Consider the following 13,551-nt stretch of genomic DNA (forward strand, 5'->3'; position numbering starts at 1 on the left):
ATGAGCTCGCTGCGGACACAGCTCGAGCCCACCGTGCCGCGCTGGGTATGGTGGACCCTCGGCGCGGTCGCGGTGGGCGGCCTCGCGGGCACGGCCCTGCTCGTGTCCCAGGCCCCGCCCTACCGCCGCTACCTGGCCCGGACCGGCGCGCCGCCGGAGCTCGAGGCCCTCGCGGCGATCCAGCGCTACACGGAGAGTCGCGGCAACGCCAAGGCCGGTCTGGGTCGGCCCGAGCTCTTCCCCAGCTGGGCCGAGCCCCGCAACGCCCGGCGCGAGGTCCAGGTCCACGAGTCCGACGCCGCGGCGATCGCCTACGACCGCAACGAGAGCGCCTACCTCGAGTCACCCTTTCCGCGGCGCATGTGGATCTTCGGCAGCGGCGGGCCCTACGGGATGATCCCCGCCAACGCGCTGGCGCCGTGGAGGGGGACGGACGCCCTGCGCCGGGGGAAGGTCACGCCTTACGACGTGTTTCACCCGTGGCGCTCGACGGTCTTCTTCGTCGACTACGTGTTTCGCCTGGTCAACCGTCGGGAGTTCCGCGAGCTCCCGCCCCAGCACCGGACGATCCTCGCGCTCAAGCGCGGCCTGGCCTCGCCCAAGCTCGTCGCCGACGCCAACGAGGACAACCCGCGCTCGCGCACCAGCCGGCGCAACGCGACCGAGGCGGCCCTGGCCCTGGGCCTGTCCGAGGACCTGCTCTACACCAAGGTCCCCCTGGCCTGGCCCGACTACCTTGGCGCTGCGGAGCTGGTGCCGTGACCACGGTCTGCCGCAGCACGGTTCGGCGCTTCGACGGGGACGGCTCCCCGACGTGGCACTTCGCCGTGCTGCCCCGCGATGCTCGAGGGCTGCGCTTCGTCGCCTGGACCGCGCTGTCGCGGACCACCGGGCGCTACCTTCCCCGTCGGCGCGCACCGATCGTCACCGTCGCTTGGGTCCCCGCGGAGCGCATCCCGGACGAGAGCAGCGACGCGGCGACGATCGAGGCCGCGCTGGCCAACCCTGATCACGTCCCGCTGATCGTCCCGAGTCGCCGCGCCGTCGCAGCGGCCTTCGTGAGCGACGACGGCGCGGCCTTCCCCGTGGTGGGCATCAAGGGTCGGCCCATGACCCTCGTTGCCCGCGTCGAGGCCGTCGAGGCCGGCAGCCACGGACAGATGACCTTTGGCTGGGAGCTCGATCGCTGAGCCCCAGCCACCACCTTTGAGGAGGAACTCATGAACACCATGAAAGTCGTCGGCTTTGTCGCCGCCGGGGTGGGCCTTGCCGCGTTGGTCGGCGGGGGCATCTGGCTGTGGCGCCGACACAAGGCCAAGCAGACCAAGCCTGAGCGGGAGCCCAAGATCGGGCCGACCCCGAGCAAGCCGCCCCGCGATCCCTACGCCAATGATGACGACGGCGAGGACGAGGAGCCCACGCCCAAGCACTGGGCGACGAAGGGGCACTACATCAGCCAGGACGAGCTCGACGACGAGCTCACCAAGGAGTTGATCGAGATGTTCCCGGGGGACTTCACGCCCAACGATGAGGTGCTCGACAACCTCACCCAAGAGGACGTGGTGATCGTCGCCGTGGAGAGTGAGCCCTCGGGGCCCTACGAGAACACGCGGCAGGAGTTTGTGACGGCCAAGGTGCTGAGCGTCGAGAAGACGATGATCCGCGCGCGGATCCAGGGGCCGATCGCCCACGCCGAGCACCACGGCAGCCACGCGGGGCACGGGTTCCGGGTTGGGAAGCTGATCGAGGTCCCGCGCTCGAAGGTGCTGGTCGCGGCTCGGGATGGATCTCCGAAGAAGACGGGCTACGGGAGTCGAGGCAAGCCGGCCGCGACCTTTGCCCCGAGCTCGAAGACCAAGGAGACCTACCACGTGCAGCCGGGCACGCCCTATGACCTGGTCTTGCCCTACCGGACCAAGGAGCTGGCCTGGTACCAGGACCGGGAGCTCGTCAAGATGATCCACATCGGGTCCAAGGGGCCGCTCGAGCAGGTGATGTTCACCGAGGACTCGCTGCGTGGGGACGTCGCTATCCGGGCGCTGGATGAGGACCCCGAGCACGGGACGATCTTCGTGGCGCGCTGGGACTTCGAGATCGAGGCCTGAGCGATGAAGATCGAGGCGCGACAGCTCCGCGTCGCTGACGTGGTGCGGATCCCCGGTGACGGGGAGCGAGAGATCCGCAAGGTCCAGGCGGAGGGGGACCGGGTTCGGGTCTGGTTCCGACAAGCCGATGGGGGCGTCGCGGCCAAACCGGATCGGAGCTGGGAGGTTGGCAAGGCGCTGGAGATCCAGCGACCGGGGAGCTTGTTTGGCGAAGAGGGTCCGCAAGAGGCCAAGGCCGGGCTCGTGCTGCGCTACAGCGTCGACGCGGGCGTGCTCTTGTGTGGCGACACGAAGACGCACAAGGGCGTCATCAAGGCCTTGCGTTCGCCGTACCGCTTTCGCTACTCGCCCAACCTGCCCACGGGGTGTGGGTGGTACGTCCAGCGAACTCGGGGGACGCAGCAGCCGCGAGCGAAGATCGAGGCCGTGGCCGCGCAGCTGCGAGGGCGGGGGGTCTCGGTGGCGGTCGAGTATGCGGGGGCGGGCGCGAGCTCGAACAAGAAGCCCGCGCTCGACATCGCCGCGCTCGCGGCCTCGCACGGGATCCGGCCCGGGGATCGTCACCCAGACTTTCCGAAGCTCCGGGCAGCCTTCGAGGACGCCGAGCGTCAGGGCGTGGGGGCCAAGCTCCGGGCGTGGCTCAACAAGCATCGCTTGCTCCGCGCGGGAGAGGGCACCGAGGTGTTGGCCCGCGTCCGGGGCAAGCTCGCGTTCGAGTCCGGGGCTTGGCCCCCGGCTCCCGAGCGCGGCGAGACCTACGGCCGCGCGGAGTTCGGGGGGATCTTGCGCAGCATCGACGAGGACCCTCGGGTTGCGGCAGTCACCAAGTTCGCACGCACGTGGAGGACCCAGCTCGAGCAGGTCACGAAGGGCCATGTGCGGGACTGGTACTCGCGCTCGACCCTCGACGCTCGCGTCCGGGACTCGCCCTGGCAGATCCGGCGCAACTACGAAGGGCGGGCCTTTGAGGGGCTCCTCGGCAAGAACGAGCCCGCGACTCCAGCGCTGGCGAAGAAAGCCCACGCCGAGATCCTTGCGCGCCTCGAGGACTGGGACGGGCGGATGCGCTTGGCCCTCGACCCGACGCTCTATGACGGCTCGCGCCGGGCCGAGGAGGTCTACACGCAGCTGTGTCGGATCGAGACCTCCGTGGCCCAGCGGGTCCTGCGGGACATCTACGACGTCCGCTTCCCCGAGCGCGATGACGCCTCGCGGCTGTGCACGGGGGTCCTGAGCCTCGACAAGCTCGCGGACAAGGCCGACGCCGACGACCGCGAGCGCGAGGCTCGGCATGCGAGGCAGCAGCTGGCGCGGCAAGCCGACGCTCGGGCCTTGCTCGAGGTCGTGCGCGAAGCGAAGAGCAAGGGCGAGCTGACGGAGCGTCGCTTCAACCTGGCGTACTGGCGCCTGCACCCCGAGCTGTCGAGCCATGACCGTGAGAATCGGCGGTTGAAGGTCTACTGGGTCAAGGGGTTCTCCTCGGCGCAGCGTGGGGTCGCGCCCGCGGGGCGCAAGACCAAGGTCAAGCTGCGTGGACCCAAGGACCACGGCTTCTTCGCCGAGGGGCAGTACGCCAGCGAGGGCGACGCGATCGCGGCGCTCTTGGCCACCGTTCGGGAGGACGCTGGCCAACCATCCGCGCCCAAGACCAAGACCGCCGCGAAACCCAAGCCACCCAAGCATCCCCGAGCGAAGACCATGGCCAAGACGAGCCCCGAGATCCCGAAGAAGATCCAAGAACTCAACGAGGCCTGGGTCGCGCATCGAAAGAAGAGCTCGACGGTCTCGATCCAGTACTGGAAGAACATCCCGAAGACCTCGTGCTTTGTCCGCGAGGAGGGCGACGTCTCCGTGACGCTGTGCCCGGCGATCCAAAAGCACGCGGTGGGCACCTGCCCACCGTCGATGGCCGGGCTCAACAACAAGTCGCGCTCGTTCATGCTCTGTCAGGTCGACGAGGACCCGGAGTTCTTCCCCAAGGCAGGCGACGGGATCGCAGACGCGACCGCTGAGGCCCGCAACGCGGTGACGCGCAGCCGTGTGGGCAAGAGCAAGGCCGAAGGTCGCCCCGAGTTCATCCCGGCCGCCGATGACTTCGAGGCACAGCAGTACTGGTTGTCTCGGGTCGTGCCCACCGGCGTCATCTACGAGCGCGACAAGCCCTTTCGCTTGCACGGGGTCACCCTGGCCCCGCCTGCGGTCGTCACCGCGGACGGCAAGGAGACCCCGGTTAGCCGCTGGAGCGGGGCGCTACCCAAGGACGCCAAGCTCGAGCCCCGGGTGAGGGCCATGGAAGACATGTCCATGGTCAGGCTGGTCGAGCGCCTCGGGGAGGACCTGCACGTCTACGCCGGCGCTGTGGCTCCCTCGACTGTTGGGCACGTGCTCGCCAAGATCCCCAACAAGGTCCGGCCTCGTCTCGCCAAGCAAGGGCTGAGCGTCGCGGACGTCCAGCACGGACGGTTCAGCGGGCGCTCCGTCTACTGGCTCACGGATCCGGTCGAGGGCGTGACCTACGGGCCCGTCACCGCGCGGGGCAAGGCCGTGACGACAAAGTCGATCCTCAAGCACTTCGAGGCGAAGAAGGGAGCCACGCTGGAGCTGGTCAGGCTGCCCAAGGGCATGAGCCTCGACGAGACGATCCTGGTGGCGATGGTGCTCAAGGGGCGACGCGGCTGGCTCGCGTGGAGCCGCAAGACGAAAGAGAGCCACTTCAAGGCCCTGGGCGAGCCCTGGGAGCTGCGTGGGACGTTGCCGCTGCGCGCGGAGTGGAAGGCCAAGGGGGGCTTTGACGACTTCATGCACCGCATGGGGGCGACGCTGCTCGACCGGCTCGGAGATGACGAGACAGCGGCGTTTCGTGTGGCTGGGCCGTGGCTAGGGGCGATCTTTCCTTCGGACTACGACAGCGCGCGCGCCACCTTTGACGCTCCCACGGGAGGGAACCTCGACGTGGCGCGGATCGAGGCCGAGTACGCGGAGTACCTCGAGCTCGCGCAGCGGCACCCGAAGAACATCTCCCTCGCGCGGCTGGCGAAGCTCGGGCCCAAGCGCGTGAAGTGGGCGAAGCAGTGGCGGCGGCGAGAGGTGCAGGCCGCGAAGCGGGCCGAGCGGGAGGCCGCGGCAGCGAAACGGGCGGGGACGGAGAAGACCATGAGCAAGAGCAGCAAGAAGGGGTCGAAGACGAGCAAGAAGTCGACCGCGGCGCAGAAGCCCTCCGCGGCGAAGAAGTCGACCACGGCGAAGAAGCCCTCCGCGGCGAAGAAGCCGACCGCGGCGAAGAAGCCGACCGCGGCGAAGAAGCCGGCCGCGGCGAAGAAGCCGGCCGCGGCGAAGAAGCCCTCCGCGGCGAAGAAGCCGACCGCGGCGAAGAAGCCCACCGCGACGAAGAAGCCCACCGCGGCGAAGAAGCCCACCGCGGCGAAGAAGTCGACCGCGGCGAAGAAGTCGACCGCGGCGAAGAAGTCGACCGCGGCGAAGAAGTCGACCGCGGCGAAGAAGTCGACCGCGGCGAAGAAGTCGACCGCGGCGAAGAAGTCGACCGCGGCGAAGAAGCCGACCGCGGCGAAGAAGCCGACCGCGGCGAAGAAGTCGACCAGGGCGAAGAAGTCGACCAGGGCGAAGAAGTCGGCCGCGAGCAATCGCGGTGCGCTCAAGCTCGAGCGTAAGGATCTCGTCCGCTTCCGCAAGCGCTCCCAGATCGCGGCGGGTCTGGGGATCCGCGAGTCCGTCGTCCTCGAGGTCCAGATGATCGAGACGAACAACGGCCGCACCTCCGCCGTGCTCAAGCTCCCCAAGGGCCGCCACGACGCATACATCCGCGTCCCTGTCGGTCACCTCGCACTCGTCCAGCGCCACACCCCCCTCCCCGACGACGCGATCGCCTGCGCCGCCAAGCTCTCGCGCTTCCCGGGCCTGGTCACCAAGAAGACCCGCCGCATCCTCGCCGAGATGGCTGAGAGGTCCTGACGATGATCGCCGTGCTGATCGGCTTGTCCCCCGTGCTCGCCTTCGGGGCCTTCGCTCTGGTCACGCATGTCCGGGCGAATCGGCTGACGATCCTCGACATGACCGCAGACACGCCGGAGAGCAAGCGGTCCAAGCGGCGCGTCCCCGTCGACGCGGTTGTCCTTCACCAGATGTCCTTTTCCCGGGGGAGCGACCCGACCCGCTACCGCAAGGTCACCGCGCACTTCATCGTGCTGCCCGACGGGACTGTCGCTCAACTCCACCCCATGAGCGCGCGCTTGTCGGCCTCGGATGGCTTCAACTCGCGCTCGGTGGCGATCGAGTTCGCGGGCAACCTCCAGTCGGCCAAGGGCACCTGGTGGAAGCCCGACGTCTACGGCCGCGACGTGCTCACGCCGGCGCAGGTAGAGTCGGGCCGTCTGCTGCTTCGCCGGCTGCGATCTGCAGGCATTCGCCGGGTCTACGCGCACCGGCAGAGCTCAGCCTCCCGGGGCAACGATCCGGGGCCGGAGATCTGGGCCGCCGTCGGCCAGTGGGGCATCGACGTCCTCGGCATGAGCGACGGCGGCCACGACTACGCGATCGACTCCGGGAGCCCGGTCCCCAGCGCCTGGCGCACCTACTCCGTCCACACCTGAACCATCGAGGAAGATCACCATGCAACCCAACCTGACCCCGTCCCAACTATTCATGGAAGGCCTCGAGCAGCACTGCGCTGAAGTTGCGGCCGAAGTCGAGGACCCCATGCTCGCGGAGTTCCTACGGGAGCTGTGCGACTGCCTGGGCACGGCGGACTGGACACGCGAATCGGAAGAGCGCTTCGCGGATCTGTTCGGACGTCTCGCCAAGCTTGTCTGGGCCGGCGTCGCGAGTGCGCAGACAGGAGTGTCCGAAGTGCCATATGAGATCTCGGAGATCCTCATGCCCCATCGGGAGCACTCCGAGCCATGAACCCTCGAGCCGCGAGCTTGCCTGAGTACCTCAAGGCCGAGGAGCTCGCGGCGCTGCTGCGAGTCAGCCGCAAGACGATCTACGAAGCGGTGGCGCGGGGTGAGATCCCGGGGGCGCTGCGTGTCGGGCGGCTGATCCGCTTCCGGCGTGACGCCGTGCTCGAGTGGCTCGCGGACACGGGTTGAAGCTCGATCGAGCTGCCCCTCACGAACTGCAAGAAGCCGGCCTCGCTGAATCAGCGAGGCCGGCTTCTTCTCGTGCCGCAGCACATGTGCTGTCGTTGTGCTGCGAGTCTGCGGTTCCACCGTGGAAGAGGTGGACGAGAGGGATAGAGAGGGTTCAGGGGAAAGGCCTGTCTTTTCGGTGGGTTGCGGGCCAAGACCCCGACATCGTTCGGGTTCTCCGCAGCCCATCTCGAAAACTCGCTGGGTGGCGTGGGGGCGAGCCCTGGGGTGGCCTGGGCGCGAACCCCGGACTCGAACCAACAGTTCACCTGTGCGCCCTACTTGGCCCAGACCCGACGACTGGGAGCCTCAGCCTCCGGTGGTCGCTCTCAGCGACCTCTGCTAACCTTTCTCACGGTCCTGTAGGAGGGGCCAGGCGAAAATTTCATCACGCCATGCGCGGCCCTGCCTGGGCTGTTGTACGGCCTGCCGTGCGAAGTCGGGCACGGCAGTAGCGGGGTGGTCTCCTACCCGCCTCGCGCCCGCATGCCCGCGAGGTACGCATGCTCCATAGCCCCCTGCCGCCCTTTCTCCCCCAGCCGAGGCCCGCGCCATGGAGGTCATGACGCGAGAGGAACTCGGCGAACGGCTCCGAACCCTCCGCAAGCGCCGGGGGCTCACCCAGGAGGCCCTCGCCGAAGCCGCCGAGGTCTCCGTCGACAGCGTCCGGCGCCTCGAGAACGCGGCCTTCAGCCCGTCCTTCGACACGCTGACCAAGCTCGCCAAGGGCCTCAACGTCCCCAAGGTCGCGCTGATCACCGACCACTACGACGAGGAGGACGACCTCGCGGTGATGCTCCGAGCCCTGCCCTCCCCGCACAAGGAGGTCGCCGTGGCGATGCTGGGCACGCTCTACGTGCAGGCGTCGATGACCAGCTGAGGCCGCGCTCAGGTCTCGAGCACGAGCTGCGACGCCGGGACCCCGAGGGCCCGCGCGACGGCGATGAGCCAGTCGAAGTCGCCCTCCTTCTCGCCCTCGAGCACGGCGAAGAACTCGCGCCGGTCCAGGCCGGCCTTGTCGGCGATCTCCGTGAGCGGGATGTCCTTGGCGTCGGCGATGCGCAAGATGTTCGCGCTCACGACTTCGTGCATGGGACGCTCGTCCACCGGCGCACGATACACCCTGGCAGCGACCCCGGGTGTGAGAGCGGCTATGTGCGCGGCGTAGGGGAGCGCGACCACGAAGAGCACGGCCAGGGCAATGGGCAACCGGGTCACGTGGGGCCTGCGCGGGGGAGCAGCGGCCTGACGGAGCTGGGCGAGCCACTCTGCGAGCTCCGGGCGCTTCGCCTGCTCGGGCTCCAGAGCAGACGCGAGCACCCGGACGAGCGCCTCGGGCATCCCCCTGGGCAGGCGAGCGGGACGCTGGAGCTCGCGCTCCGTCGCGGCGATGAGCAGGGTCGAGGCCGAGGAGCCCGCATGTGGATGGGTGCCAAACAGGCAGGCCCACGCGGTGCACGCGAGGGCGAAGACATCGTTGGAGGGGCTACGGCGGCCCTGGAGGAGCTCGGGGGCGATGTAGCCAGGGGTCCCGGCGAAAGTCTCGGCGAGGTCGGGCCGTCCCGCGAGCCCGAAGTCGATGAGCACGGCGCGGCCTCGGGTGACGATGATGTTCGCTGGCTTGACGTCCCCGTGCACGAGCAAGCGGCGGTGGCAGTGGAGCAGCCCGTCGCCGACCTCGATGATCCGCGCGAGCACCTCCCGCCACGGACGCCCGAGAGACCACTGGTCCAAGGTCTGCCCCTCGCAGAACTCGAGCACGATGTAGCCCCGGCCCTCGTGCTCGCCGAAGCCATGGACGCCGACGACGTTCGGGTGTCGGGCCTCGCTCGCCGCCCGGGCCTCGGCGAGCGCCTCGGGATGCTCGAGGCTCTTGATCACGACGACCCGCCCCAGCAGCGCATCCACGGCGACATGGACCCGCACCGAGGGTGAGCTGCTCGAGTCCGCGATGAGCAAGTACCGCGCCGAGCTCCTCGACTCCGGTAGCCGATACTCGAGCTCCGCCACAATCCGCTCGAGCTCAGGATGTGCTCCCCCAATCTCCGGGCCCCACCACCGCGGCAAGCTCTCCCTCTTCTCATCCACGCTCGCGCAGGCTAGCGACCACGCCCACCCCTGCCCCGGGAGGTTTTGCGATCACGGAGAGTGGATATGTGCCCGCGTCCCCGAAGGCCCGCGTTGCTACGGTCCACCGATGAACGACCTCCAGCGCTGGCCCATCGCCGCAGGCCCCAAGACCCTGCGCCAGCTCAACGCCGAGCTGGTCACCTACCTGTGTCGCAAGATCGGCTCGCGCGACATCGCCGAAGACCTCGCCCAAGACGCCTGGCTCGCCTGCCCGAGCTACCGCGGCGAGAGCTCGCTGCGCACCTTCCTCCGGGCCGTCGCGCGCCGCCAGATCGCCGAGTGGTACCGGACGACGAGGCCGCGCCGCGCCCGGCAGCACTTCGTCTCAAAGTCCCTCCCCGACCCTGCGACCACGCTCTCCTCTCGCCTCGAGCACGCGGACGAGATCGCCAGGCTCCGCCGCTGGCTCTCGCAGCTGCCCGAGCCCTTCCAGTCGACCGTCCGGCTGTGGCTGACGGGGATGAGCAACAAAGCCATCGCCCAGGCCCTCGGCTGCTCGGAGAACACCGTCCGCTCCCGTGTGTCCCGGGCCCGAACGATGATGCGGACCAGGCTCGAACGTGAGGATCAAACGTTGGCGAACCCCGTCTAGCTGCGCGTGCCTGACACTCGAGACACCACCATCCGCATCCATGCCGCGCTTGCCGACTCCGAAGGCCCCCGGGTGCTGCTGACGATCGGAGACGTGCTCCTCGAGGTCCCGGCGTGCTTCTCCGTGAGTCACCTGCTCCTGCTCGTCGAGGCCCTCGAAGACCCATCCACCTAAACACGCGAACATTGGCGGGAGACCCGCCCGTCACATCCTTGGACGCGACACTGACCGGCCCAGCGAGGTGCCAGGTCAGTGATAGCGTCCATTTATGATACTCGCGATCATTCTCACCACTCTTGCAGTCGCTCCCGATCTTTGTGGAGACATCCTCACAGACGACGACGGTAGCCCCTACACCGATGTGCTCGGCCAGACCCTCTCGCGCTACTGCGAGTGGACCGGGCCGGACGCGCCGCGGCTTGATGCGGAGGTCTGCTGCGACATCGATGGCGACGACGCGCAGTGCGACCTTCCCGACGACAACGGGCGCTGCGCGACCGGTAGCGACCGCTACTCCTGTGAGTTCGGGGAGGCGACAGCCGATGGCGTCACCTGCTATCAGCCGTTCCCCGACGCGTGCGACTTCGGGTTTTGCGTGGAGTACGTGGGGGTGCCTCCGGTCGAGGCCAAGGGGTCGGAGCTGCTGTGCTGCACCTCGCAAGGCTGCGAGACCATCACTGTCGATTTGACGGTAGCGTGCGGCGAGGTCGGCGGTTACCTCGTCGCATGTGATGGGGGAGCGACCAACGAGGACGGAACCGTCGACTGTCTCGAAGACGAGTGATTTAGTCGTCACTGAGACGCAGACGCACGTTCGTCGAGGGACCGCCCATCCTCCAAGAGCTCGACGGCTTCCTTGGTTGATGCCCCGTTAGTCCACAGCTCATGCTTGGCCTCGAGGCTCGCGGACTTGGCTTCCTTGGCCAGCTCACTCGCCAACTCGAACTGTCCCGCCTGCAACGCGGTTTCGCCGTGCTTGAGCAGTACTCGCCCCACGCGAAGCGCGGCGGGAGCAATGGGTTCGCCCGCCAGCTCCCGCCGCTCGAGCTCCCCTTTCCACACGACCAAGCCCTCGTCGTACTTCCCCCGCTGGATCAAGCCCACCGCCACGTCCACGAGGGACTCGGCCGGCATGGAGACCTCGACCTCGACCTCGGGGATCGCCTCCCCGGCCCGAGGCGCTCGAACCTGCGCCCACAGGCTCCCCAGCACCACACCGAACACGACACACAGCACCCCTGCGAGCACGGCCGCGTGCAGCCATCGTTGCTCGCGCAGTGGTTCCGCGCCGCCAGCATCAGGCTCGATCGCGTCGGAGAGCGCGTCGATCAGTGCTTCCAGGCTGCGATACCGCTGCCCCGGGTCCACGTGCATCCCCCGGAGCATGACATCCTCGATCGCCTTGGGGATCCCCGGCAGGGCCAGTTCCCCCCACCGCACCTCCCCCGCCTCCATGGACTCGAGCAGCTCGCCCGTGGTCTCGCCAGCGTAGGGCCGAATCGCATGCAAGGTGTGCCACGCCGACACGCACAGCGAGAACTGATCCGAGCGCGCGTCCCCCCGCCCGCCGCGAAGCCGCTCCGGGGCCATGTAGGCCTGCGTCCCGCCGCGCCGACGACAACTATCCTCCGAGTGGTCCTCGCCAGACTCCAAAAAGCCCAGGAGCTCCGCGACCCCAAAGTCTGCGACCACGACCTCGCCCCCCACGCCGATTAGCACGTTTGACGGTTTGAAGTCCCCATGGAGGATCCCCTGGGCGTGCGCCGCCGCGAGCCCGCGCGCGGCCGCCGTGTACACGCGCACGACCTCCGCCACGGGCGGCCACCGCTCGAGCCACGCCCGGCCGTCCTCGCCCTCGACGTAGTCCATCACGATGTAGAGGCTCCCCTCGAAGCGCCCCACGTCGTACACGGTCACCACGTTGGGGTGTCGAAGCTTTGCGAGCACCATCGCCTCGCGCTCGAGCACGCCCTCAGCCTCCACACCAGCGGCCAGGCACAGCTTGAGCGCGACCCAGCGCCCCAGCACCGGATCCCAGCCGCGCAAGACCACGCCCATGCCGCCGTGGCCGATCATCTCCTCGATGACGTAGCGGCCGACCTGCATGCGAGGCATGTCGAGGTCCATCACCCGCAAGACGCGGTGCTCGTTGATGCGCGCGAGCAGCCCCACCCACCGCTCCGGGAGCTGCTCTTCCTTGGGGAGCTCCGGCGGGTCCTCGTCCCCCACCTCCTCGATGAGGCGCTGGATCTCCTCCACGCTCAGCGCACGCATGCCGTGGGGGTCGTCGCGGTCGTCTACGGCCATCTCGAAGGGAGGCGACGATAACACTGACTGGTCGCGCGGCGGGTGATTGGTCTTCGGGCCAGTCCCTCCCCCTCGCGAAGGTGTAGAGTCTGTTCGTGGAGCTCGATCGCCTCTATAGCGAGTTCGCCGACAACTCGGAGCGCAGAGGACCCAAAGAGGCCCTGGGCGCTGGTTTGAACCACTGGCTACACCACTACTTCGCGCAGCGCTTTGGCAAGACCGTCGCCGAGGATCTCGCCCAGACCGCCGCGGAGACCGTCTGGCGCCTGATCCCGACCTTCGAGCCGGAGCACCCCGAGGCCTTCGGCCGCTGGGTCAACCGCATCGCCCGGATCCTCGTCATGCGGGAATGGAAGCGTCGTCAAGCCGAGCGTCGAAACGCGGCGAGCCTGCTCGAGCACAACCTCGGGACCAGCCCCAGCAGCGGGGTCGAGCGCCTCGAGCACGCGCGCATGTTGGAGAGCGAGATGAACCGGCTCCAGTCTCCCCTTCGTCGGGCGGTAGAGGATCAGCTCCGCGGTGGTGATGTCGCGTCCTTCGCCCGCCGACACGGCCTCCCGGAAGCGACCGTTCGAACGCACCGTCGCCGGGGGCGCAAGCGCCTCCAGCAGCGCATCGCGGCGCGCCGCCGGACCCCTCAGAGCTGCCCCTCGACCTCCGGCGGGCTGAGCTGATCGAGCTGGGCGATCAGCTCGCGCACGATCGCCGTGAGCGCTCGAAGCTCCGCTGGGGACCGAGTCCTCAACAGATCCAGCAGCTCGTGCTCTCCCCGGCGCCCGCCTGTCTCATAGAGCAGAAAGAAGGTGCTCATTTGGAGGTCGAGGCCTGTACACAACTTGCGCAGGGTCCCCCGACTCGGCGAGAACTTCCCGTTCTCGAGGCTCCGGACGCTGTCCGCTGAAAGCCCCGAGCGCTCGGCGAGCAGCTCCTGTGTCAGACCTCGCTCGCTCCGCAGGGCCCGAATGTGCCGGCCAAAGCGGCGGGCTTCCGGGTCGCTCCGTTGCTTGTGGCTCAAGGCGCCCCCCCAGAGTCGAGAGCGCGATATCGAGTCGAGCTGGTCTTCCCCTTGCGCTCGGCGAGGCCAGCTTCGACGAGCCGCGTAAAGGAGCCCAGGAGCTTCCACCGGGGGCCCCCGACGCGCTCTCTGACGTGGCCCGCGGACACCCAGCCGCCAGGAGAGACAGCCCGAGCCTCGAGCAGCACCGCCCGGACCAGCTCGTCAAACTCAGCCCCCGCGACGTGGCGTGCTTGCTCGAGACGTCGAAGGTCGTCG

At 68.6% G+C, this 13,551-nt stretch carries 15 protein-coding genes; 12 read left to right on the forward strand and 3 right to left on the reverse strand.

Annotation, left to right across the window (positions count from 1 at the left end; all coding sequences use genetic code 11):
- The 8 genes from PPSIR1_RS11675 to PPSIR1_RS42465 all read left to right on the forward strand — a co-directional run bounded on the left by PPSIR1_RS11675 (position 1) and on the right by PPSIR1_RS42465 (position 8,129).
- The gene (locus PPSIR1_RS11675; protein WP_006971260.1) at positions 1-762 is read left to right on the forward strand and encodes a hypothetical protein; all 762 of its coding nucleotides are present in this window, start codon (positions 1-3) and stop codon (positions 760-762) included.
- Complete coding sequence (locus PPSIR1_RS11680; RefSeq protein ID WP_006971261.1) at positions 759-1,190, forward strand: hypothetical protein; 432 nt, start codon at positions 759-761, stop codon at positions 1,188-1,190. The genes PPSIR1_RS11675 and PPSIR1_RS11680 overlap by 4 nt, the downstream gene beginning before the upstream one ends.
- A gap of 30 nt (positions 1,191-1,220) precedes the next feature.
- On the forward strand, positions 1,221-2,105 hold the full coding sequence (locus PPSIR1_RS11685) for a hypothetical protein (protein ID WP_006971262.1): 885 nt from the start codon (positions 1,221-1,223) through the stop codon (positions 2,103-2,105).
- 3 nt (positions 2,106-2,108) lie between these two features.
- Positions 2,109-6,074: a hypothetical protein gene (locus tag PPSIR1_RS45940; protein ID WP_157595454.1), complete on the forward strand. Its 3,966-nt coding sequence runs from the start codon at positions 2,109-2,111 to the stop codon at positions 6,072-6,074.
- 2 nt (positions 6,075-6,076) lie between these two features.
- On the forward strand, positions 6,077-6,712 hold the full coding sequence (locus tag PPSIR1_RS11695) for a peptidoglycan recognition protein family protein (protein WP_006971263.1): 636 nt from the start codon (positions 6,077-6,079) through the stop codon (positions 6,710-6,712).
- A 19-nt stretch (positions 6,713-6,731) separates the two neighbouring features.
- Positions 6,732-7,025, forward strand: a complete 294-nt coding sequence (locus tag PPSIR1_RS11700) for a hypothetical protein (protein WP_006971264.1) — start codon at positions 6,732-6,734, stop codon at positions 7,023-7,025.
- Positions 7,022-7,210, forward strand: coding sequence for a helix-turn-helix domain-containing protein (locus tag PPSIR1_RS11705; protein ID WP_045115843.1), 189 nt, complete (start codon positions 7,022-7,024; stop codon positions 7,208-7,210). The genes PPSIR1_RS11700 and PPSIR1_RS11705 overlap by 4 nt, the downstream gene beginning before the upstream one ends.
- A 592-nt stretch (positions 7,211-7,802) precedes the next feature.
- A complete protein-coding gene (locus PPSIR1_RS42465; protein ID WP_006971266.1) occupies positions 7,803-8,129 on the forward strand; it encodes a helix-turn-helix domain-containing protein in 327 nt (108 codons plus the stop codon).
- An 8-nt stretch (positions 8,130-8,137) separates the two neighbouring features.
- On the opposite strand, the gene PPSIR1_RS42470 is transcribed toward PPSIR1_RS42465, so the two are convergent.
- Positions 8,138-9,157 (reverse strand): serine/threonine-protein kinase, encoded by a 1,020-nt coding sequence (locus tag PPSIR1_RS42470; protein WP_006971267.1) that lies wholly within the window; start codon positions 9,155-9,157, stop codon positions 8,138-8,140.
- A gap of 289 nt (positions 9,158-9,446) precedes the next feature.
- On the opposite strand from PPSIR1_RS42470, the gene PPSIR1_RS11720 reads away from it, so the two are divergent.
- The 3 genes from PPSIR1_RS11720 (at position 9,447) to PPSIR1_RS11725 (ending at position 10,755) form a co-directional block, all read left to right on the forward strand.
- Positions 9,447-9,971, forward strand: a complete 525-nt coding sequence (locus PPSIR1_RS11720) for an RNA polymerase sigma factor (protein ID WP_006971268.1) — start codon at positions 9,447-9,449, stop codon at positions 9,969-9,971.
- Between the two features lie 6 nt (positions 9,972-9,977).
- Positions 9,978-10,145 carry a hypothetical protein gene (locus PPSIR1_RS47710; protein WP_157595455.1) on the forward strand — a complete coding sequence of 56 codons (168 nt, stop codon included), beginning with the start codon at positions 9,978-9,980 and terminating at the stop codon, positions 10,143-10,145.
- A gap of 94 nt (positions 10,146-10,239) precedes the next feature.
- Positions 10,240-10,755 carry a hypothetical protein gene (locus PPSIR1_RS11725; protein WP_006971270.1) on the forward strand — a complete coding sequence of 172 codons (516 nt, stop codon included), beginning with the start codon at positions 10,240-10,242 and terminating at the stop codon, positions 10,753-10,755.
- Between the two features lie 8 nt (positions 10,756-10,763).
- On the opposite strand, the gene PPSIR1_RS11730 is transcribed toward PPSIR1_RS11725, so the two are convergent.
- Positions 10,764-12,278 carry a serine/threonine-protein kinase gene (locus PPSIR1_RS11730; RefSeq protein ID WP_006971271.1) on the reverse strand — a complete coding sequence of 505 codons (1,515 nt, stop codon included), beginning with the start codon at positions 12,276-12,278 and terminating at the stop codon, positions 10,764-10,766.
- Between the two features lie 95 nt (positions 12,279-12,373).
- Here PPSIR1_RS11730 and PPSIR1_RS11735 point away from each other — a divergent pair, with 95 nt between their 5' ends.
- A complete protein-coding gene (locus tag PPSIR1_RS11735) occupies positions 12,374-12,952 on the forward strand; it encodes an RNA polymerase sigma factor (protein WP_006971272.1) in 579 nt (192 codons plus the stop codon).
- On the opposite strand, the gene PPSIR1_RS11740 is transcribed toward PPSIR1_RS11735, so the two are convergent.
- The gene (locus tag PPSIR1_RS11740) at positions 12,916-13,293 is read right to left on the reverse strand and encodes a helix-turn-helix domain-containing protein (RefSeq protein ID WP_006971273.1); all 378 of its coding nucleotides are present in this window, start codon (positions 13,291-13,293) and stop codon (positions 12,916-12,918) included. The genes PPSIR1_RS11735 and PPSIR1_RS11740 overlap by 37 nt on opposite strands.
- Positions 13,294-13,551 lie beyond the last annotated feature (258 nt).

This window comes from Plesiocystis pacifica SIR-1 (assembly GCF_000170895.1).
GTDB lineage: Bacteria > Myxococcota_A > Polyangia > Nannocystales > Nannocystaceae > Plesiocystis > Plesiocystis pacifica.

What these genes read in the sequence shown, in the direction of transcription:
- PPSIR1_RS11675 (WP_006971260.1), top strand. Translation starts at nt 1, where the DNA reads ATGAGCTCGCTGCGGACACAGCTCGAGCCCACCGTGCCGCGCTGGGTA.
- PPSIR1_RS11685 (WP_006971262.1), top strand. Translation starts at nt 1,221, where the DNA reads ATGAACACCATGAAAGTCGTCGGCTTTGTCGCCGCCGGGGTGGGCCTT.
- PPSIR1_RS45940 (WP_157595454.1), top strand. Translation starts at nt 2,109, where the DNA reads ATGAAGATCGAGGCGCGACAGCTCCGCGTCGCTGACGTGGTGCGGATC.
- PPSIR1_RS11695 (WP_006971263.1), top strand. Translation starts at nt 6,077, where the DNA reads ATGATCGCCGTGCTGATCGGCTTGTCCCCCGTGCTCGCCTTCGGGGCC.
- PPSIR1_RS11700 (WP_006971264.1), top strand. Translation starts at nt 6,732, where the DNA reads ATGCAACCCAACCTGACCCCGTCCCAACTATTCATGGAAGGCCTCGAG.
- PPSIR1_RS11705 (WP_045115843.1), top strand. Translation starts at nt 7,022, where the DNA reads ATGAACCCTCGAGCCGCGAGCTTGCCTGAGTACCTCAAGGCCGAGGAG.
- PPSIR1_RS42465 (WP_006971266.1), top strand. Translation starts at nt 7,803, where the DNA reads ATGGAGGTCATGACGCGAGAGGAACTCGGCGAACGGCTCCGAACCCTC.
- PPSIR1_RS11720 (WP_006971268.1), top strand. Translation starts at nt 9,447, where the DNA reads ATGAACGACCTCCAGCGCTGGCCCATCGCCGCAGGCCCCAAGACCCTG.
- PPSIR1_RS11725 (WP_006971270.1), top strand. Translation starts at nt 10,240, where the DNA reads ATGATACTCGCGATCATTCTCACCACTCTTGCAGTCGCTCCCGATCTT.
- PPSIR1_RS11730 (WP_006971271.1), bottom strand. Translation starts at nt 12,278, where the DNA reads ATGGCCGTAGACGACCGCGACGACCCCCACGGCATGCGTGCGCTGAGC.